At 61.8% G+C, this 19,807-nt stretch carries 26 protein-coding genes and 1 pseudogene; 19 read left to right on the forward strand and 8 right to left on the reverse strand.

Features of this window, described 5'->3' with window-relative positions:
• Positions 1–133 precede the first annotated feature (133 nt).
• The 18 genes and pseudogenes from AC1RQG_RS22880 (at position 134) to AC1RQG_RS22965 (ending at position 11,661) form a co-directional block, all read left to right on the forward strand.
• A complete protein-coding gene (locus AC1RQG_RS22880; RefSeq protein WP_493134852.1) occupies positions 134–1,252 on the forward strand; it encodes a RecT family recombinase in 1,119 nt (372 codons plus the stop codon).
• Positions 1,249–2,019, forward strand: coding sequence for a lambda exonuclease family protein (locus AC1RQG_RS22885; RefSeq protein WP_493134854.1), 771 nt, complete (start codon positions 1,249–1,251; stop codon positions 2,017–2,019). The genes AC1RQG_RS22880 and AC1RQG_RS22885 overlap by 4 nt, the downstream gene beginning before the upstream one ends.
• Positions 2,016–3,353, forward strand: coding sequence for a hypothetical protein (locus AC1RQG_RS22890; RefSeq protein WP_493134856.1), 1,338 nt, complete (start codon positions 2,016–2,018; stop codon positions 3,351–3,353). Before AC1RQG_RS22885 ends, AC1RQG_RS22890 begins: the two co-directional genes overlap by 4 nt.
• 21 nt (positions 3,354–3,374) lie before the next feature.
• Positions 3,375–3,662: a hypothetical protein gene (locus tag AC1RQG_RS22895; protein ID WP_493134858.1), complete on the forward strand. Its 288-nt coding sequence runs from the start codon at positions 3,375–3,377 to the stop codon at positions 3,660–3,662.
• A 28-nt stretch (positions 3,663–3,690) separates the two neighbouring features.
• Positions 3,691–4,149 (forward strand): DUF1367 family protein, encoded by a 459-nt coding sequence (locus tag AC1RQG_RS22900; protein WP_493134860.1) that lies wholly within the window; start codon positions 3,691–3,693, stop codon positions 4,147–4,149.
• Between the two features lie 27 nt (positions 4,150–4,176).
• A complete protein-coding gene (locus AC1RQG_RS22905; protein ID WP_493134862.1) occupies positions 4,177–4,881 on the forward strand; it encodes a hypothetical protein in 705 nt (234 codons plus the stop codon).
• A gap of 12 nt (positions 4,882–4,893) precedes the next feature.
• Positions 4,894–5,781, forward strand: a pseudogene (locus tag AC1RQG_RS22910) (recombination-associated protein RdgC); the annotation flags it as partial.
• A 120-nt stretch (positions 5,782–5,901) separates the two neighbouring features.
• A complete protein-coding gene (locus AC1RQG_RS22915; RefSeq protein WP_493134936.1) occupies positions 5,902–6,081 on the forward strand; it encodes a DNA translocase FtsK in 180 nt (59 codons plus the stop codon).
• On the forward strand, positions 6,078–6,497 hold the full coding sequence (locus AC1RQG_RS22920; protein WP_493134865.1) for a hypothetical protein: 420 nt from the start codon (positions 6,078–6,080) through the stop codon (positions 6,495–6,497). The genes AC1RQG_RS22915 and AC1RQG_RS22920 overlap by 4 nt, the downstream gene beginning before the upstream one ends.
• Positions 6,498–6,569: 72 nt before the next feature.
• Positions 6,570–6,773 (forward strand): hypothetical protein, encoded by a 204-nt coding sequence (locus AC1RQG_RS22925; RefSeq protein WP_493134867.1) that lies wholly within the window; start codon positions 6,570–6,572, stop codon positions 6,771–6,773.
• Positions 6,763–7,659 (forward strand): hypothetical protein, encoded by an 897-nt coding sequence (locus AC1RQG_RS22930; protein WP_493134869.1) that lies wholly within the window; start codon positions 6,763–6,765, stop codon positions 7,657–7,659. Before AC1RQG_RS22925 ends, AC1RQG_RS22930 begins: the two co-directional genes overlap by 11 nt.
• Before the next feature lie 3 nt (positions 7,660–7,662).
• A complete protein-coding gene (locus AC1RQG_RS22935; RefSeq protein ID WP_493134870.1) occupies positions 7,663–8,013 on the forward strand; it encodes a hypothetical protein in 351 nt (116 codons plus the stop codon).
• Positions 8,010–8,429 (forward strand): hypothetical protein, encoded by a 420-nt coding sequence (locus tag AC1RQG_RS22940; protein ID WP_493134871.1) that lies wholly within the window; start codon positions 8,010–8,012, stop codon positions 8,427–8,429. The genes AC1RQG_RS22935 and AC1RQG_RS22940 overlap by 4 nt, the downstream gene beginning before the upstream one ends.
• Positions 8,430–8,599: 170 nt before the next feature.
• Positions 8,600–9,349 (forward strand): hypothetical protein, encoded by a 750-nt coding sequence (locus AC1RQG_RS22945; protein ID WP_493134873.1) that lies wholly within the window; start codon positions 8,600–8,602, stop codon positions 9,347–9,349.
• A complete protein-coding gene (locus tag AC1RQG_RS22950; RefSeq protein ID WP_493134875.1) occupies positions 9,349–9,654 on the forward strand; it encodes a hypothetical protein in 306 nt (101 codons plus the stop codon). Before AC1RQG_RS22945 ends, AC1RQG_RS22950 begins: the two co-directional genes overlap by 1 nt.
• Positions 9,651–9,911 carry a hypothetical protein gene (locus AC1RQG_RS22955; protein WP_493134877.1) on the forward strand — a complete coding sequence of 87 codons (261 nt, stop codon included), beginning with the start codon at positions 9,651–9,653 and terminating at the stop codon, positions 9,909–9,911. The genes AC1RQG_RS22950 and AC1RQG_RS22955 overlap by 4 nt, the downstream gene beginning before the upstream one ends.
• A gap of 17 nt (positions 9,912–9,928) precedes the next feature.
• Positions 9,929–10,186 carry a hypothetical protein gene (locus tag AC1RQG_RS22960; RefSeq protein ID WP_493134879.1) on the forward strand — a complete coding sequence of 86 codons (258 nt, stop codon included), beginning with the start codon at positions 9,929–9,931 and terminating at the stop codon, positions 10,184–10,186.
• A 434-nt stretch (positions 10,187–10,620) separates the two neighbouring features.
• Positions 10,621–11,661 carry a DUF932 domain-containing protein gene (locus tag AC1RQG_RS22965; RefSeq protein ID WP_493134880.1) on the forward strand — a complete coding sequence of 347 codons (1,041 nt, stop codon included), beginning with the start codon at positions 10,621–10,623 and terminating at the stop codon, positions 11,659–11,661.
• Between the two features lie 702 nt (positions 11,662–12,363).
• Here the strand turns inward: AC1RQG_RS22965 and AC1RQG_RS22970 are convergent.
• The 5 genes from AC1RQG_RS22970 to AC1RQG_RS22990 all read right to left on the reverse strand — a co-directional run bounded on the left by AC1RQG_RS22970 (position 12,364) and on the right by AC1RQG_RS22990 (position 16,128).
• On the reverse strand, positions 12,364–12,765 hold the full coding sequence (locus tag AC1RQG_RS22970; protein WP_493134938.1) for a DUF4337 domain-containing protein: 402 nt from the start codon (positions 12,763–12,765) through the stop codon (positions 12,364–12,366).
• 3 nt (positions 12,766–12,768) lie between these two features.
• Positions 12,769–12,906 (reverse strand): hypothetical protein, encoded by a 138-nt coding sequence (locus tag AC1RQG_RS22975; RefSeq protein WP_493134882.1) that lies wholly within the window; start codon positions 12,904–12,906, stop codon positions 12,769–12,771.
• A gap of 65 nt (positions 12,907–12,971) precedes the next feature.
• Positions 12,972–13,967 carry a porin gene (locus AC1RQG_RS22980; protein WP_493134884.1) on the reverse strand — a complete coding sequence of 332 codons (996 nt, stop codon included), beginning with the start codon at positions 13,965–13,967 and terminating at the stop codon, positions 12,972–12,974.
• A 43-nt stretch (positions 13,968–14,010) separates the two neighbouring features.
• The gene (locus AC1RQG_RS22985; RefSeq protein WP_493134886.1) at positions 14,011–15,321 is read right to left on the reverse strand and encodes an MFS transporter; all 1,311 of its coding nucleotides are present in this window, start codon (positions 15,319–15,321) and stop codon (positions 14,011–14,013) included.
• 27 nt (positions 15,322–15,348) lie between these two features.
• Positions 15,349–16,128: a substrate-binding domain-containing protein gene (locus AC1RQG_RS22990; RefSeq protein WP_493134888.1), complete on the reverse strand. Its 780-nt coding sequence runs from the start codon at positions 16,126–16,128 to the stop codon at positions 15,349–15,351.
• 131 nt (positions 16,129–16,259) lie between these two features.
• Between AC1RQG_RS22990 and AC1RQG_RS22995 the strand changes: the two genes are divergently transcribed.
• Positions 16,260–17,186, forward strand: a complete 927-nt coding sequence (locus AC1RQG_RS22995) for a LysR family transcriptional regulator (RefSeq protein WP_493134890.1) — start codon at positions 16,260–16,262, stop codon at positions 17,184–17,186.
• Here AC1RQG_RS22995 and pcaF read toward each other — a convergent pair.
• From pcaF to AC1RQG_RS23010, 3 genes are read right to left on the reverse strand one after another with little or no spacing between them, the layout of a single operon-like run.
• The gene (gene pcaF / locus AC1RQG_RS23000; RefSeq protein WP_493134891.1) at positions 17,170–18,381 is read right to left on the reverse strand and encodes a 3-oxoadipyl-CoA thiolase; all 1,212 of its coding nucleotides are present in this window, start codon (positions 18,379–18,381) and stop codon (positions 17,170–17,172) included. The genes AC1RQG_RS22995 and pcaF overlap by 17 nt on opposite strands.
• A 14-nt stretch (positions 18,382–18,395) precedes the next feature.
• Complete coding sequence (locus AC1RQG_RS23005; RefSeq protein WP_493134940.1) at positions 18,396–19,040, reverse strand: CoA transferase subunit B; 645 nt, start codon at positions 19,038–19,040, stop codon at positions 18,396–18,398.
• Entirely contained in the window at positions 19,040–19,705 is a 666-nt protein-coding gene (locus AC1RQG_RS23010; RefSeq protein ID WP_493134893.1) for a 3-oxoacid CoA-transferase subunit A, read from the reverse strand. Before AC1RQG_RS23010 ends, AC1RQG_RS23005 begins: the two co-directional genes overlap by 1 nt.
• Between the last annotated feature and the right edge of the window lie 102 nt (positions 19,706–19,807).

A 19,807-nucleotide genomic window follows, 5' to 3' on the forward strand; every position in this document is an offset into this window, starting at 1 on the left:
CGCGCCACGGAGGCGACATGATCCGCCTTGCTGGCGCCACGCTGCGCAACCTGCGCGCCGGCCTGCGCCTTGAACATGCAATACGCCACGCCCTGCTTACAGCAGAAATAACGAAGTTCAAACGGAGAATGAAATGAACGCAGTCACCAAAGAAAGCCAAGCCGCCATGCAGTTGGCGCCAACGCCGGCCGACCTGCCGATGGTCGCCACCAGCAGCGCCGCCCTAATCTTGGACAGCGCCAGCATGGACAGCATGCTGCGCCTGGCTGAGATTATGGCAAAGGGCCGCTCCACGATCCCCGAGCACTTGCGCGGCAATGTGGCCGACTGCGCCGCCGTCGTCATGCAGGCTGTGCAGTGGCGCATGAACCCGTTCGCCGTGGCGCAAAAGACCCACTTGGTCAACGGAACGCTGGGCTATGAAGCGCAGTTGGTGAACGCCGTCATCCAGTCAAGCGGCGTGACCGAGGATCGCTTCGCCTATGAGTGGTTCGGCCCATGGGAAAGGATCATCGGCAAGACGAAGGTGATCACCGTGCCGGCCAAGGGCGACAAGAAAGAATACCAGTTCCGCGTGCCGGACTACGGCATGGAGCAAGAGAACGGATTGGGTATCCGCGTTTCGTGCACGCTCAAGGGCGAGGTGGCGCCGCGCGTACTGGAACTGCTGTTGGTGCAGGCCAGCGTGCGCAACTCTCCGCTGTGGGCATCCGACCCGAAGCAGCAACTGGCATACCTTGCCGTTAAACGCTGGGCCCGCCTGTATGCGCCAGATGTGATCCTGGGCGTCTATACGCCCGACGAGCTGGAAGAAGTGAACCGCGAAATGCGCGACATCACCCCGCCACATGAGCAGATCGCCAGCGCAGCACCAGCCCAAGAAGCATCGCCGGAGTTGATCCAGCAAGCCAAAGCCGCAGCAAGCAGGGGTGTTGCCGCCTACCAGAAATTCTGGAGTGAAGCCGGCGCGCCGAACCGCAAGGCGCTGGCCGCTCACCACGAAGGCTGGAAGGCTGACGCCACCGCCGCCGACCAGGCTCGTACTGTAGATGCTGAGCCCATTGCAGTTGGCGCAAAACCACTGTCCGAGGAAATGCATGCAATCCTGGCTGACTTCGCCGCGCTGGCTGATGAAGGCATTGACCTGTTCAATGATGCATGGGGGCGTCTGTCGAAGTCCACGCAAGAAAGCCTGTCGGCCGAGTACCCGGCGCTCAAGGCCCGCGCCGAGGCTGCAGGGGTTCCGCAATGATCATCGTCAACTGCGAACAGGGTAGCGATAGCTGGCATCAGGCCCGCGCCGGCGTGATCACCGCCAGCATGTTTTCCGTCGCTCGCTCGCGCACCGGCGGCCTGGATGAGAAGCAGCAAGCCTACGTGACTGCGATCCGATCCGGCATGAGCGAGAGCGTAGCGCGCGACATCGCCGGCTATCGCTCCGCGCCGAAGGCTGAGAACGTTCAGCGCGCCATCGAAGGCCTGCCGGTGGGCGACTTCTCGGAGGCGGCGAAAGCCTATGCCTTCCGCCTGGCCATCGAGCGGATCAGCGGCAAGCCGCTGGACGATAGCTTTGAAACATACGCCATGCGGCGTGGGCACGAGTTGGAGCCGGCGGCGCGGCGCGAACACGAGATCGCCAGCGGCCACATGGTCGAGCGCGCCGGCTTCGTCCTTACCAGCGACCGCCTGTTCGGCGCCAGCGCCGACGGCCTGATTGGTAGCGATGGCGGAAGTGAGTACAAGTGCCTGATCTCGCCGGAACGCCTGCAGCGCATCTACATCGAGAACGATGCAAGTGAGTTCATGGATCAGGTGCAGGGCTGCATATGGATCACCGGGCGCCGCTGGTGGGATTTCTGCCTGTACTGCCCGGCGCTGGAAGTCATCGACAAGCACCTCTGGATGCGCACATTCCAGCGCGATGACGAATACATCGACCAGATGGTAAGCGACCTGACTGGTTTTGAAAAAATGGTCACCTACAACGAAACACTCTTACGAATGAAGGAGGCAGCATGAACAACCACCAAGCAGAAAACAATGCAGTCGGCGCGGTCGCAGTACGCCAGGCCAGTCAACTGATCACCCTGGACCCGGCCAAGTACGTCGCCGAGGTCTTCCAGCCCTTCAAGGACAAGTTTGCCATCCTCAAGGCCGAGGCTGACACGATCATCCCGGATGTCACCACGACCGCCGGCATGGAAATCGCAGTTAAGTACCGCGCCGCCTTCCGCGACGAAGTGCGCATCGCCGGCGAGAAGGCCCGCGCCGAACGTAAGGCGCCCATTCTGGAAATCGGCAAGTTGCTGGATTCCAAGTACAAAGACCTGCTCGCCGAAGTCGCTCCATACGAAGCCAAGTTCCATGACGCCATCAAGGCCGAGGAAAAGCGCAAGGAGGACTTGAAAAAGGCTGAAGCTGAGCGCCAAGAGGCGATACGGCTGCGCATCGTCGCCATTCGCGACCTGCCGCTGCAGGCTGTCGGAAAGTCGGCGGCCGACATCAGCGCCATGATCGCTGAACTGGACGCAAATGCGCCCGATGAGTCCTTCGGCGTCATGCTGGATGCGGCGCTGACCGCGCGCACCGAAGTGCAGGGCAAGCTGGCCAATCTGCACACTGCAGCCGTCGCAGCCGAGGAAGAAGTCGCCCGCATCGCCGCCGAGCGCGCAGAACTGGCCGCGCTGCGCGAAGCTGCCGCCGAGCGTGCGCGGCTGGCTCAGATCGAAGCTGACCGCGTGGCGGCGCAGCAGAAGGCCGAGGCTGACCGCCTGGCTGCACTGGCCGCCGAGCAGGAAGCCGCCGCCCTCCGCGAACGCGAAGCCGCCGCGCTGAAGCTGAAACAGGAAGCCGAAGCGCAGGCCGAGGCCAATCGCAAGGCCCAAGCCGAGATCGACCGCCAGCGCGCCGAGTTGGCTGCGCAACAGGAGGCTGCCGAGCGCGCCCGCGTCGCCGCCGAAACCAAGGCTCAACTGGAAGCGCAGCAGGCCGCCATCGCCGAGCGCCAAGCCAATGAGCGCGCCGCCGCCGCGCTGGATCAGCAGAGCCGCGAAGCTGCGCTGGAAGCTGCGCGCCGGGTCGCCGCCGATGCCACCGCCGCAAACGTGGCCGCCAATGCAGTGCCATCCGGCGCCGCGCCAGAAATGGACCGCACCGCGCAGTTCTACGGAGATAGCGTGCGCGCCGCGGCGCCGGTCGACCTGTTCGATGCGGCTGATAGCAGCATCGAGCGCGACATCGAGTTCCTGTCATCGCTGGCCGATGCCAAGGATATGACACTGGCCGACCTGATCGACCGCATCGCCGCCATCGATTTCGAGGCAGTCAGCGCCGAGATTGCCACCGCAGCCTAATTCACCCACCCGGAGAAATTGATGAGCAAACAATCTGACGCACAAGCCGCGCAAGGCTACGACCCTAAGCCAATTCCTAACCTCTGCGGCAACTGCAAGCACTTCACTTCAGAGAAGAAGCTTCCGGCCTGGATGGAGCGCGATAACGCCGAAGGCAAGAAGCCATGGAAAGGCTTCGACGGAGTGCAGCGCGAGCGCTACACGGTAGAAGAGGATGGTGCGGAGAAGAACATGCGCTGCGGCATTGGCGGCTTCGCCATCAAGAAGACTGCGAGCTGCCAGAAATACCAGCCTAAGGCACTGGCATGACCACCCAGCGCGCAGCGGGAGCACCGCCATGACCGACATCGTTCTAATGAAGGCGGCCGGCGCCCTGATCCCGGCCGACCAACAAGCGGCCGATTACATCGCCAAGCTGAAGATGGGCGCGGCGGTCACGGCAACGGTACGCCGCCAGCGTAACCCGGCCTTTCATCGCAAGTATTTTGCCCTGCTGAACTTGGCCTATGACGCATGGGAGCCAGTCGGCAACACCTACAAGGGCCAGCAAGTAGGCAAGAACTTTGAGCAGTTCCGGAATGATGTGGTCGTGCTGGCCGGCCACTACGAAATGGCTGTGACGCTCAAGGGCGAGACGCGGCTGACGGCCAAGTCGATCAGCTTCGGCAGCATGAGCCAGGACGAATTTGAGGCGCTGTACAGCTCGACCATCAATGTGGTGATGCAGCGGATTTTGACGAATTACACCAGAGACGATCTGGACAATGTGATCAACCAGTTGCTCGGCTTCGCATGAATGCCCGCAGCGCAGACAAGGAATAACATGGAAGACCTGAAATCAGCAGTATCTACCGCCTTCGACAACATCGCGGCATCCGGCGCCATCGAGGCGGCCATCCAAGATCAAATCGCGAAGGCCATCACTAGCGCCATCAAAGATCAGATCGGCGGCTACAACAGCGACTTCAGCAAGAAGATCAACGAGAAGGTCAAGGCCTTGGTCGACGTCAACCTGGACGAAATCGACCTTCCATCGTATCGCCAACTGATCGGCGGCATCATCCAGAAGCGCGTCGGCGCCGTGATGACCACGGAATTCACCGAGAAGCTGGACAAGGACATCAGCGAACTGATGCAGCCGGCGCCGGCAGAGATCACGCTCGAATCGCTGCTGGAAGAGTTCATCGAAATCAAGATGGACGCCTACAACGCGGACGATCTGCGCGGTGGTGAATTCACGCTGATCATTGAGCGCGGCCAGCGGAACGATGGCTACTTCGAGGTCTACATCGACGAGGAGGCGAACACCGAAAAATACAGTTGCGAAATCCACTTGCGCATCAATGGCGATGGCGAAGTATGGGCGATGAAATTGAACGGCGACGACATCAAGAACAAGCTCTTCGTCGGCCCTCTGTTCAACTTCGAGAAGCGTCTGTTCCAGATGTACACCTCAAAGACACGCCTGGTAGTTCCGGCCGATGCGACCGCCTACGACTACACCACCACCTTCCCTTACAACGACTGATCGAGGCTAGCCATGTGGTTCAAGAACGCCCAAATTTACCGCCTGCCGCGAAACTGGCCCGTGACTGCCGATATGCTCTCCGAGTTCCTCGTGCCGCACGACTTCACACCCGCCAGCAGCAACGAACTGATGCGCCAAGGCTGGGACGCTCCGCGCGGCGCCGGCCTCGTGCACGCCGTCAACGGCCAGTTCCTGCTGATGCTGCGAAGCGAGAAGAAGCTGCTGCCGTCGAGCGTCATCAACCAAGTTGCCGCCAAGCGCGCCGAGGAACTGGAAGAAGCCCAAGGCTTCGCGCCCGGTAAGAAGGCAATGAAGGAACTCAAGGAGCGCGTCGCCGACGAATTGCTGCCGCGCGCATTTCCGATCCAGTCCGTCACGCACGTATGGATAGATCCCATTAACGGCTGGCTAGTCGTGGATGCCGCCAGCCCAAGCAAGGCCGACGACGTTATCAAGGCGCTGCTGAAGGCCGTCGACCGCATGCCGCTGGAAAGCCTGCGCGTGCAGCGCTCGCCGGTTCGCGTGATGACGGAATGGCTGCAAGCAGACGAAGCGCCGGCCGGCTTCACGGTCGATCAGGATGCGACGCTGCGCGCCACGGGCGAGAGCAAGGCGCAGGTGGCATACAAGCGCCACACGCTAGAGGCTGGCGAAATGCAGCGCCACATCAAGGCAGGCAAGCAATGTACCAAGTTGGCGATGACCTGGGACAGCAAGATCAGCTTCGTGCTGGACGAGAGCTTGGCGATCAAGTCGATCAAGGCGCTGGATGTGATCGCAGAGCGGGAATCGAACGTCAAGACCGACGACGAGCGCTTCGACGGCGACTTCATGTTGATGACAGGCGAGCTGGCAAAGATGCTGGCCGACGTGGTGGAAGCGCTGGGCGGCGAAGCTGATGATCCGGTGAGCGCGGCGCAGAAACCGGCCGAGGGCGATGAGCCGGTGCGCGAGCAGCGCGTGGTGAAAGGCGGCGATCAAGGCGAGCCCTTGACCGGCTACGGCAGCGCCAATGATCCGATGTACGAGGCGGCCGTGTCCGTGGTGCGAACCAATCAGCGCGCCTCGATATCGCTTATCCAGCGGCACCTGAAGATCGGCTACAACCGGGCGGCCGGCCTGCTGGAAGCAATGGAGGGTACTTTTGTCGGTCCGATGATTAACGGCCAGCGCGCAATTCTGAAAGGCGGTGCAGCATGAGCGGCCAGCATACGCAGGGGCTGGCAAAAGTCTGCTGCATACAGAAAGACACGGCAGATGTCTGGTTCAATGACGAGCCTTTCGTGACGGACATCGCACACGCCAACGCCCGTCGCCTGGTCGCGTGCTGGAACGCTTGCGACGGTTTCGATACCGATCTTCTGTTGAATATCGACATACTGGGCGACACGCTCAAGCAACGCTTTGAGGGGATGCAAGCGGAAGTTCAGCGGATTGACGCCATGCTCGGCAAGCGCCCGTGCCAGAACAACCGATGCACCGAACTCGCCGCCGTCCGCGCCAGTTTGGCCAGCGCCGAGCAGATGATTGCCGAACGTGATGCGCGCATTGCGCGGATGGAGCGCATCTTGGCAGATGCTGGCTTTGGCGATACCAATGGAGGCAGTTGTGACTGAACGCCGCGCCCTCTTCCTCCTCGCCCTGCTCTACAGCTCCGCCGCGCTAGTGAACCTCTGGACGGCCCCGCAATGAGCGACGAGTCCGACAAGCATGACCTGCGACTTCTGCGCGCCAAGCAGCTTTGCCGCCCGGTGATGCACAAGGGCTTGAAGCACTTCATCGCCGGCCTGCACTGGCACAAGGGCGACATGGAAATGATCGTCTACCTGGAAGGCAGCGCCGAGCCGGTACGGCCTTGTGAAATTACTATTTTGGAGAGAAATGATGAGTGAAGTGAGCATTTCCGCAGCGCGCGAAGCGCTGGACAACATGGACGACTACGCACGCATGGCGGCCGGCGTTGATCCAATCGGGCCGCGCGGCGTTCTGGAGCAGTTCATCGCCGCCGTCGAGCGCGCCCAGGCTGAGCCAGCCACCCACGCCGATCTGCTGGAAGCGCCGCCGATGCCTGAGCCGGATGCCGAGACAACTGTCAACGGGAAGGCCGCCGCGCACTATTACTCTGGCTTGAAGGTCCACGCCCGCGACGCCATCTGGGCCGAGCGCGTGCGGGTGGCGCTGGGGATGGGACGTGAAGCCGGGATCGAGGAAGCGGCCCAAGTAGCAGAGCGCTGCTACGTAAAAGACGCCTTCAAGTTTGAACTCGGCGTTGAAGCTGCTGCCGCTATCCGCGCTCTCGCCACCCAGCCAGCAGCAAGCGCGGTGGAGTTGAGCGACGGTCTTGATCCTGATTTGCACATCAACGATGTTTTCAGGGATATACCGTACCGCGCCCTACTCGCAAAGCAGGCCGCGCAATCGCCGGTAGCGCCTCCGAAAAACTGCCGTGAATCGCATCCCGGATCGGGCTTTTGTGTGAAGTGTAGCGAAGGGCTGTATGGCGAATGCTTGTACAGGCAACGGCAATTTTCGCCGGTAGTGGGGAGGGATGCTGACCAGTGGCAGCCTATCGAAACGGCTCCGAAAGACAGCACTCGTATTCAGATCAAATTTAAAAGCGGCAATACGCATGAGGCAAATTGGCGCGCAACATACGGTGGGGAATGGCATGTTGATAGCTATGAGTTTCTCCCATGGGCAGATCAACAGGACATAACCCACTGGCGGCCACTCTTGGTAGAAACCATCGACGCCGCCATCAACAGCAAGGAGGGGTGAGGGATGAGCGACAAAGCACAGAAAACGGCCATCGTTGAGCGCCATCGTTACGTGCTGGACTGGTTTGAAATCGACAAGATGGAACTCTCGCTGGAAAACACTTGCTACGAGTTTCAGTACCGCTTTGGCGGCAACTGGTATCTTGAGGCGCAGGCCTACGACAAGGAGAGCCAGGAATGGCGCGATGTCCGTTGGCGTAATGGCGGCGCGTTCAATCTCGCCAGCCCCGGCGCAGCACTCGCCGCGCTTGATGGCTGCGTAACAAAATTCACAGCGATCAGCAGCGGCATCGGTTTTGAGAAGGCGCTTGCAGCGCTTCTGTCGAAGGCACATCAATTGAAAGGACAGCCATGACCAGCGTGAACGATATTAAGACGTGGCAGCAGCGCGGAAATTACCCGATGAGCCACACGCCACCCTACGATGGCCTGCCATCCTGGGAAGCGCTCAAGGCCACGGAAGCCGACCTCCGCGCCTACGCCGAGCAGCGGGATAAGCGAGTGGCGGAATTGGAAGTGGAGTTATCTATGGCTAGGGCCATGGAGGCTCATTACAAGTTCGAGGCCCACGAAGCCACTGATTCACTGGTGGCGCGCCTATCAGTCTCGCAGCCTGTGGGCGCTGTGGTGGCAAAGGATTTGGTGGACGTGGTTTGCGGAGTTATATCCGGCTGGCCTGCTATTGACAGCCTTTCCGAGCGCTCGACCGAGAAAATGTGCCACGAACTTGAGGTGGCCATCGACGCCGCCATCAACAGCAAGGAGGGGTGATGGATGATTAAGTTTCTGAAATGCGTTTTTGGCGGTGGGCACGATCTGCAATTTGTACGCAACGTCTATGGTGATGAAATCAATGCGCTTAATGCCCGAAGCATCTGGAAGTGCCGAAAATGCGGATCGGTCAAATATGGCCGGCAATTATACAGTGAGGAAGGACAGCCATGACCAGCGTGAACGATATCAAGACAGCAGAACAGCGCATCAGGCATACAGGACACCGCGCGTCCTACAAGGGAAATGTCGGTGATACGGCAATAAAAATTGCTAATATTGACTACGCCGCCGACATCCGCGCCTACGCCGAGCAGCGGGATAAGCGGGTGGTGGAATTGGAGGCGGCGCTGGCCAAAGCCACTCGCGCCCTAGTGCGCGCCGGTTATGAAGACCTGGGCGGCGAAGAATGGAAGCCACCGATTGGCTCACAGCCTGTGGGCGCTGTGGTGGCGGGTGATGCGGAATCCACATTCCGGCGCGCAACCTTTAGCGCTGGGATGGAATTGACGGCCGCACTTTGTGACTACGGCATCCTGCATAGCATTGCCGATAAGGACTACATAAGCCGCGATACGGCCATGGCTCTTGTTTGCGATTGGCGTAGAAAAATTGACTCTGCCAGCAAAACTTACCGCACCTCCATTGAGGAAAAGACGACATCGCCAGGGGTGAATGTTGAATACCCGAGCGGCAATATAACTGGCCCATGTATTTGTGGAAGTTGGCCCGGTGGCCCATGCTTGAAATGCGAATGGGTTCCGGCACCAGCCGCACCGCTGGATATTAGCGGGCTGACGCGGTACGCGCAGTATGGGTATGGCGAGTGGGATGCAACGGTGATAAGGGATGACGAAGGAGAGTTCATCCGCTACGACGACGTTCAAGCGCTGCTCGACGCGCAGAAAGGAGGGGTGTGATGAATCCACGAATCCAGAAATGGCTAGATGCCATGGCTGCAACCGCCAGTGCCGCGAAGCGCGAGCAGATGTGCCTGGACATCGCCGAGCGTGCAGCACTCCCGAAACGTCTTCGGCCAGCGACTGCTGCTGACTTGGCTAAAGTCGGGCAAATTGTCTGGTATCCGGATTGGGATGATCGCAAGTGGGTCATGGTGGATGAGGAGGAGCACTACGGCGATCGTTTTAAAGCGTACACGGGTCATGACGGAAATCGCTATGGCCTTGATGGCGCGTTCATTGAGCAGGAAGGTACTTCGCCATGAACCTGTCAGACATCGAAGCCATCAAGGAGGCCGAGTTCGTCGCATGGTTCGCCACCTTCCATCTGCGTCAGATGGTCCCGCAAGTGGTCGCACGGGTGATCTGGGATGCTGCCATGGAGCGCGCTGGTGGCAGGCCAATGGTCATGGACGCGACGGCGCAGCTAGCCTTGGCGACCATCGAGCGGCGGCAGCATGAGAAGCGCTTGCGGGAGTTGGCTGATGCGGCGCCGGAAATCAACAGACGGAAAGGCGTTTGAGAATGGATATGAGCGAAATGGAATTCATCGAAAAGCTGGCCGGCGCCATAGAGAAATTGCAGCGGCCGACCATCCCGTTGACGGTTGATCTGTGGGACATGGCAACCATCGGGCAGTACCTGAAGCGCGACGCGGCGACCGTGCGGGAGCGGATGGCATGCCTGCCCAGCTTCCCCAAAGCGATACGCCTGCCGACTTCCAAGGGCCGGGCCCAGCCATTGTACAATGCCAAGGAGGTCATCGCATGGGCGGAATCGTACAAGGAAAAAAATTAATTCTGAGTACGCCAAATTTACGCCAAATGCTTCGGAAGCCGCATTTTTACTGGCTATCGGTTTCCGGCTCCGGGCACCAGCAACACAGATCAAGAAGTACCCGCAAGCCTAAAAACCCGCTCCCTGTAAAGGGAATGCGGGTTTTTTTGTTGTCTCTTTCCAATGCACGAAGTAGTATTAGATAGCAGTAAGTTAATAGAATTTTTGTTGGTACTTCCCAAGAATTCAAATCCATGTTTGGAAATTTTCAAGCGATCGGCTGAACCAGGTTCGACGCAGGGGGCGGCAGGGCCGCAATCTCCGGGTAGGACACTAATGGATACAGCCTAACTTGCTGAAGGATGGATCCGCCGAGATAAAAGCACGCCTTCACGAAGTAATTAACGCATGCAACTGCCGCGCAATTCATTTTTTTGGGGGGCAAGATGCCACACATGATCGATGAGTCGAACGGGCGGGCTTCAATGGCATATGTGGGGCAGACGCCCTGGCATACTCTTGGACAAGAATTGCAACCTGGAGCCAGCATAGAGGAGTGGACCACAAACGCAGGTCTCAATTGGGATGTCTTGCGCAGTCCGGTTTCATTCCAAGATGTGCGCCCCTTTTGCGGTCCCCTGCCATTTGGGCAAATTCCAATCCAGCAATTCCCGGGTCGAGATGTTCTATACCGAAGCGACACAGGCGCCCCCCTTGGAATTGCCTCAAAAGAATATAAAGTGGTGCAGCCCAAGGAGGTAATGAAATTTTTTGACGACGTGGTCAAACTCGGCAATTTTCAGCTTGAAACGGCAGGTGCCTTGTCTGGCGGCAAACGCATATGGGGATTGGCCCGGATCGACGATGGCGCACCGATAATTGGTCATGACATTGTACGTCCCTACCTACTGCTTACAACCAGTTTTGACGGCACAATGGCTACCATGGCGAAATTGACCGCGATCAGAGTGGTCTGCCATAACACACTTTCAGTCGCCGTACGTGCCGAATCCCACGGGGGAAGCAAACCAGTCAGCGCGGTTGTCAAAGTAAATCACGCGACTCCTTTTGACGCGCGCAGCGTTCGCATGCAACTCGGTATTTTTGCTGGGGCCTTCGAGCAGTGGTTGATCCAGACCAAACTGCTGGCGACTCAGGAAATCGATAGGGAAACTGCGTCGCGCATGGTGTGTGACGTCCTGAAGACAATTCCTATTATCACCACCCTTCCTGGCTCCCTTAACGGAATGCGTGTTACCTCCATGAATCCGATCGACTCACCAGCATACCGCAGAATCATGACACTGTTCGATGGTGATGCCATTGGGTCTGAACTGGCCCAGGGACGAACAAAATGGCAGTTCATCAACAGTGTCACACAGTGGATCGATCATGAACGCGGACGCAATCCCGAAGGTCGCCTCAATTCTGCATGGTTCGGACCAGGGGAGGCACTTAAGCGCAAGACATATGAAATTGCACTGAACACCTGCTGATCAACCCATAACAATAGATTAATGGCCTTTTTGCATACGCAATAAGCGCGACATTAACCGACTTGAAGACGCAGAAGTGGTAAGTCCTTGCCCCACGACCGTGTTGTTAATGTAAGTCGAAATGGCTGCATACAGGAAGCTGTCTTCGGATGGCATATGGAGATTGCGGGGAGAGAAGCGCAGACTTCAAAACGTTTAGCACTGCGGCGATGCCGGTTGCACTGGCACCGAGCAAATCGCATCAAACTCGTGCATTGTCGCTGTACAGATTACCCCCCCCCTTGTCGTTGAATCTGCACGGTGCAATTAATGCGAATCCACTTGACCACTATAGACCGGGGAGCCGATGATTCCGCAGCACGGGCTCGCCCAGTCTGCACGACCATGCGTTGATATTCCTGGGCGCCGTGTCGCTAAGCTTCCGCGTGCGACATCGACCGTGAGCGCGACCGTGATCAGCTTCGGCAACCAGCCAAACTACGCGTACCAAGGTCTGCTGCGGCAACCCGACAACCTGCCGGCTGTTTAGCTCCAAGCATAACTATGGCCGACTATCACCGGCCCGGCCCACAGCCGAAGCCCGCCCGTCCGGGCGACAACGTGGTCAAGTACAAAGTACCCCTGACAGCGCGGCCGCCGGCACCAAGATCAGGGATGGCGCGCCAGCGATTGCCGGCACGGCCCGATATCACAATGAACTGCTTACACCAACGCCAGGAACCCATCCAAAAAGCAGGCCAGACCAACCAAACCGATGGGAATGGAGGTGAACCAGATCCGCCGGGCCTTCATCAAGCCGGCGATGGAATTGAGCAGGATCGCCACCTGCAGGAAGATCACCGCGATGCCGAACGGTTTGCCGCGCTGCTTGGCGTTGTCGCGGATCGCCTCGAAGGAACGGGCCTCGGCCTCGATCTTCTTCTTTTCCTGGGCGTAGCGCTCAGTCTGTGACTGGTAGTCGGCGATTTTCTTGTCGTAGGCCTGGGCCGCCGGGCTGGCGGCTGGCAGCGTCATCGCCTGCAAGCGGAACTGGTCGATCGCCAGCTCATGCAGATGCTGCTTGGTGCTTTTGGCCTGATAGAACGCCCACTGGTCGGACGCCAGGCTCTAGTTGATCACACTCTGGGTCGAATAACCGCCGCCCTTGAAGGTCGACAAGGTGGCGCCCACGGCCAGGATCACCGTCGCCAGCGCCATGTGGGTCATCCACGGCTCCTTCTTTTCTTCCGCCATCACTAAAAACACGAGGAGAGTTTCGGGAGCGCGATCTTACGACAAGCCTGGCCCCGGTGCCAAGCTTGTCCCCCCCATTAAAAACTGTGGCGGACGCCCAGATCGAACGCCCGGTTGCCGGTGCCCTTGTCAGTCGCGTTGCCGACCACAAATCTGGCGCCGTTGCGATTGCTGATCGTGGCATAGGAAGCGTACAGGTCGGTGCGTTTCGACAAGAAATACAGACAGCCTATGCCCCACTGGCTGGCATCCTTGTTGGCCATGGTCCGGTCATCATGACGCACGTAGGACGCCAGCCACTGCACCACCCCCATCGGCACCGCCACGCCGGCCAGCATATCGCGGCTATCGGTGGCGCCGGGGCCCTTGGTGGTGGCGTACGACACATGCGCGGTCAGCGCCGGAAAGCGATAGTTGGCCGACAAAAGCTTATTGGTGCTGCGATCGGTCGCGGTGGCGTTCTCCAGCTGGTGCATGGCCGCAGCGACGTGGAGCGCCCCGTTGGTGTAGCCGAGCGATCCGCTCAGCGTGCGGTTCCGGGCGCTGTCGCCCGCCGTTTCGCCGGCACCATACGCCAGATCGGCGCGCACACCTGCCAAGTCGGGACTGACGTATTCCATCAGGTTGTCGACGCGGGTATTGGTGGTGAACAGATTGCCGGCCCGGCCGGCCAGGCTGACCGCGCCGAACGGGTCGCCCACGTCGCGCAGCACCTTGTAATACGGCGAGTACTGGCGGCCGGCCGTGATGGCGCCGGCCTTTCCGGACAAGCCCACGAACGCCTGGCGGCCGAACAGCAGACCGCCCTGCCCGGCCATGCCGGTGTCCGCATTGAGGCCGCTCTCAACCACGAAACTGGCGGCCATGCCGTCGCCCAGGTCCTCCCATCCCTTGAAACCCAGCCGCGAGCCCGATGCGATGCCGCTGTTCAGGTTGTTGACGCTGCCGGCGGCGCCGCCGCTCTCGTGCACCCATCCCATGTCGACGATGCCATAGACCGCCACGTTCGATTGGGCCTGCGCGGCGCCGGCGCACAAGGTGGCCAGCGCCCATGCGCAAAGGGGTTTGTTCATTGTTGTCTCCTGTTGTTATAAATTTGTTTGCCCGATGCCGGGCTTAGAAGGAACCGAGCGCCGCGGCGGGCGCGATTTGGCCGTGGTCCTGGCGCTTGCGGTAGAGCAGCAAGGTGGCCGTCAGGCCGCAGACGGCGGCGGCGCTCATCCACCAGCCGGGCGCCGCCTTGTTGCCGCTCGCCTCGATCAGCGCCGTGGCGATGGCCGGCGTGAAGCCGCCGAACACGGCGGTCGCCAGACTGTAGGCCAGCGAAAAACCGACCGTGCGCACTTCCACCGGCATCACCTCGGTCAGCGCGACCACCATGGCGCCGTTGTAGCTGGCATACAGGAACGACAGCCACAACTCCACCGCCAGCATCTTGCCAAAGCCCGGGTCTTGCACCAGCCAGCTCAGCGCGGGATAGGCGGTCAGCATGGTCAGCGCGCTGAAGCACAGCAGCAGCGGCTTGCGCCCGACACGGTCGGACAGCGCGCCCATCACGGGCAGCCAGATGAAGTTCGACAGGCCGACGCACAAGGTGATGACCAGACTGCTGCCGGTGCTCAGTTTGAGGATGGTCTTACCGAACGTGGGGGTGTAGATGGTGATCAGGTAGAACGACACGGTCGTCATCGCCACCAGCATCATGCCCGACAACACCAGCGTCCAGTTGTCCGCGATCGAGCGGAAGATGGCGCGCAGCGAGGGGCGGTGTTTGCGCTGCTTGAATTCCTCGGTCTCCTGCAGCGAGCGGCGGATGACGAACAGCACCGGCACGATCAGGCAGCCGAAGAAGAACGGCAGGCGCCAGCCCCAGGCGGCCACCTGCGCCGGCGACAGCCACTGGTGGAGGGCAAAGCCGAACGCGGCGGCGACGATGATCGCCACTTGCTGGCTGGCCGATTGCCAGCTGACGTAGAAGCCCTTGTTGCCGGGCGTGGCCATCTCGGCCAGATAGACCGACACGCCGCCCAGCTCCACGCCGGCCGAAAAGCCCTGCAGCAGCCGTCCCAGCAGCACCAGCAGCGGCGCCGCATAGCCTATCGTGGCGTACTCGGGCACGAAGGCGATCAGCACCGTGCCCAAGGCCATCAGGCCCAGCGTGACCAGCAAGCCCTTGCGCCGGCCCACGTGATCGACATAGGCGCCCAGCACGATGGCGCCGAGCGGGCGCATCAGGAAGCCGGCGCCGAAGGTCATGAAGGTCAGCATCAGCGAGGCGTACTCGTCGCCGACGGGGAAGAAGGCCTTGGCGATCGCGTTGGCGTAGAAACCGAACAGGAAGAAGTCGAACATCTCCATGAAATTGCCGCTGATGACGCGGAGGACCGTGCTGACACGGGACGAAGTGGGGGCGGAAGCGCTGTGCATGATGACCTCGGTGGCGGACGAACGCGGTTATTGTTTCGGATCGAGGCCGCTGGCGCGCACCTCGGCCTTGGCCTCGTCGGAGGCCAGGTAGCGGATCAGGGCGGCGGCCGCCTCGCGGTGGCGCGCATGCGTGGGGATGCCGGCGGCAAACACCGTCACGCTCTGCACCGGCTCCGGTATCCGGCTCACCAGCGTGACGCCGGCCACGGGCAGGATCTCGCTCACTTGCTGGAAGCCGAGCTCCAGTTCGCCCTTGGCGACCAGGCTGGCCACCGGCGTCTTCTGGATCATGTGCGCCTTGCCCTTGACCTGTTCTTCGATGCCCAGCTTGCGGAACAGCTCGCGTTCGATGTAGACGCCGCTGGCGCTGTCGGAGTAACCGATGGACGTGGCGGCCAGCAGGGTTTGCTTCAAGCCCTCCACCGTCGAGATGTCGGGCAGCGGATGGCCGGCGCGCACGGCCATGCCGATGCGCGAATCGGCCAGTTCGGTGCGGCTGGCCGGATCGACCTTGCCTTGGCGGATCAGCTCGTCGAGCGCGTAGCCGACCATGATCACCACGTCGGCCGGCTCGCCGCGCTCCAGCCGGTGCGGGATCGCTTCGGGCGACTTGCCCATCGACGGGCCCCAGGCGGTGCTCAGGGTATGGCCGCTGAGGGCCTCGAATTTCGGTTGCAGCGCCTTGTAGGCGGCGGTGAAGCCGCCGGAGTTCATAACGTTGATTTCGTCGGCGTGCACGCCGGCGCTGAAAGTGAACACGAGCAGGGATGCGGAAAGCAGGCGGGTAAGCCAATGCGGGCGGGCCATGGTTGTCTCCAGAATGGTTGTTGTAAGTGCTTAAACCGATTATCGGGACGTCGACAGTTAAAGTAAAATGCATAATTCCTTACTTTATATGCGTCCAACGCATCAATAAGACGTCATCACCGGGGGACGATATGCATCAGCCACGTTTCGATCTGGGCGATCTGCAAGCCATGGTGGCCGTGGTCGAACAGGGCGGCTTCCGCGCCGCCGCCATCGCCCTCCACCTGTCGCAGCCGGCGCTCTCGCGCCGCATCGCCAAGCTGGAGCAGGCCTTGAACGTGCCGCTGTTCGAGCGTTCAACGCGGCGGGTCGATTTGACGTTGGTGGGACGGGAGTTCTACGCCAAGGCGGTCGAGATACTCAACAACGTGGAGGCGTCGCTGCACAGCATCACCGACCTGGCGCAGAGCCACCACGGGCAGGTGACGGTGGCCTGCGTGCCGTCGGTAGCGCACAGTTTTCTGCCGCCGGTGATCCAGCGCTTCCACGCGCTGTTCCCGCGCGTGCGCCTGCGTGTGGTGGACGAAGGCGCGCACGAGGTGCTCAATCAGGTCGAGCGCGGCGAGTCCGATTTCGGGATCAACTTCCTCGGCCAGCAGGAGCCGGGCATCGATTTTGAGACGATCTTGCAGGAGAATTTTGTGCTGGCCGTGCGTGCCGACCACCCGCTGGCGCGCAGCCGCGCGGCGGTCGGTTGGGCGGAGATCGCGAAGTATCCGTATCTGACGGTGGCCAAATCGAGCGGCAACCGCATGATCCTGGACCGCGCGCGCGCGGCGACGGAGCAGCAACTGACGCCGCTGGTCGAGGTGCGGCACGTCTCGACCCTGCTGGAGCTGGTCAAGGCGGGCCTGGGCGTCGCGGTGGTGCCGCAACTGGCGATGCCGATCGACAGCCTGGGCGCGCTGCGCGCGGTGCCGCTCAAGCAGCAGGACATCACGCGCACGCTGGGCATCATCCGTCGCAGCGGACGGACGTTCTCCCCGGCGGCGCAGCAGTTTTACGAACTGGTGAAACTGGCCCTGCCCCAGCGCGGCGCGATTACACCCGCTCGATGACGATGGCGATGCCCTGCCCCACCCCGATGCACATGGTGCACAGCGCATAGCGTCCGCCGCCGCGCTGCAGCTGGTACATGGCGGTGGTGACGAGGCGGGCGCCGCTCATGCCCAGCGGGTGGCCGAGCGCGATGGCGCCGCCATAGGCGTTCACGCGCGGATCGTCGTCGCGCAGGCCCAGCGCGCGCAGCACGGCCAGCCCCTGCGACGCGAAAGCCTCATTGAGCTCGATGACGTCCATCTGCTCCAAGGTCATGCCCAGCTGGCGCAGCAGCTTTTGCGTGGCCGGCGCCGGGCCGATGCCCATCACGCGCGGCGCCACGCCGGCCGTGGCCATGCCGACGATGCGGGCGCGCGGCGTGAGGCCGTGGCGGCTGGCCGCTTCGGCGCTGGCCAGCAGCAGCGCGCAGGCGCCGTCGTTGACGCCCGAGGCATTGCCGGCGGTGACGCTGCCGTCGGCGCGCACCACGCCTTTGAGCTTGGCCAGCGTTTCCAGCGTGGTCTCGCGCGGATGCTCGTCCTGCGCGAAGATCACGGGCTCGCCCGCGCCGCGCCGGGTCTGCGGCAACGTGACCGGCACGATCTCGTCCGCGAACAGGCCGTCGCGCTGCGCGCGCGCCGTCTTCTGCTGGCTGGCCAGGGCGAAGCGGTCCTGGTCGGCGCGGCTGATGGCGTAATCGTCGGCCACGTTCTCGGCCGTCTCCGGCATCGCGTCCACGCCGTACAGCTCCTTCATCAGCTTGTTGGGGAAGCGCCAGCCGATCGTGGTGTCGTAGATGGCGGCGTTGCGCGAGAAGGCCGCGTCGGCCTTGCCCATCACGAACGGCGCGCGCGTCATCGACTCGACGCCGCCGGCGATCATCAGGCCAGCGTCGCCGGACATGATGGCGCGCGCCGCCGTGCCCACCGCGTCCATGCCCGAACCGCACAGGCGGTTGACGGTGGAGCCGGGCACCTCCAGCGGCAGGCCGGCCAGCAGCGACGACATGCGCGCCACGTTGCGGTTGTCCTCGCCGGCCTGGTTGGCGCAGCCGTAGATCACGTCATCGACCTCGTTCCAGCGCACGGTCGGATTGCGGCGCATCAGTTCACGCAGGGGGATGGCGCCCAGGTCGTCGGCCCGCATGTCCTTCAGGGCGCCGCCGTAGCGGCCGATGGGGGTGCGGATGGCGTCGCAGATAAAAGCTTGAGTCATCAAGTGTTCCTCGTTCAGTGCGTGGGGGGCAGCAGCGGCGCGCCGGTGGCGGCCTGCAGCTGTTCGAATGTGAGGCCGGGCGCCATCTCGCGCACGGCCAGGCCGGCCGGGGTGACGTCGATCACGGCCAGGTCGGTGTAGATGCGGTCCACGCACGCCACGCCGGTGAGCGGATAGGCGCACTGCGCCACGATCTTGCTCTCGCCGCTCTTGGTCTGGTGGTCCATCATCACGAACACCTGCTTGGCGCCGATGGCCAGGTCCATGGCGCCGCCGACGGCGGGGATCGCGTCCGGCGCGCCCGTGTGCCAGTTGGCCAGGTCGCCGTTGGCCGCCACCTGGAACGCGCCCAGCACGCAGATGTCGAGGTGGCCGCCGCGCATCATGGCGAACGAGTCGCCGTGGTGGAAGTAGGCGCCGCCCGTCAGCAGCGTGACGGGCTGCTTGCCGGCGTTGATCAGGTCCTCATCCTCCTCGCCGGGCGCCGGCGCGGGGCCCATGCCGAGCAGGCCGTTCTCGCTGTGCAGGAACACTTCGCGTTCTGCCGGCAGGTAGTTGGCCACCTTGGTCGGCAGGCCGATGCCGAGGTTGACGTAGGCGCCTTCGGGAATGTCCTGCGCCACGCGGGCGGCGATCTGGTCGCGGGTGTAGCGGTTCATCATGCGGCCTCCTTGACGACGCGTTGTACGAATATGCCGGGGGTGACGATCACTTCCGGGTCCAGTTCACCGAGCGCCACCACCTGCCGCACCTGGGCGATGGTGGTCTTGGCCGCCATCGCCATGATGGGGCCGAAGTTGCGGGCCGTCTTGCGGTACACGAGGTTGCCCCAGCGGTCGCCGCGCAGCGCCTTGATCAGCGCGAAGTCGGCGTGGATCGGCGATTCGAGCACGTACATGCGGCCGTTGATCTCGCGCGTCTCCTTGCCATCGGCCAGCAGCGTGCCGTAGCCGGTGGGCGAGAAGAAGCCGCCGATGCCGGCGCCGGCGGCGCGGATGCGCTCGGCCAGGTTGCCCTGCGGCGTCAGCTCCAGCTCGATCTTGCCGGCCCGGTACAGGGCGTCGAAGTGGTGCGAGTCGGCCTGGCGCGGGAACGAGCAGATGATCTTGCGCACCCGCCCCGCCGCCAGCAGCGCGGCCAGCCCGGTGTCGCCGTTGCCGGCGTTGTTGTTGACGATGGTGAGCTCGCGCGCGCCCTGTTCGATCAGCGCGTCGATCAGCGCCGATGGCATGCCGGCGTTGCCAAAGCCGCCGATCATGACAGTCGCGCCGTCGTGCACATCGGCCACGGCGCGCTGTAGTGATTCAAAAGTTTTGTCGATCATATTTCCGCCTTGATTTCCGTTGTGTGCGATTATCGAACGAATGATTGATAACCGCACAGCCAGTGTAATGAGAGTGAACCGTCGAGGTCAAGAAAAAAAGAA

The organism is Rugamonas sp. GW822-FHT03B10, from assembly GCF_058801745.1.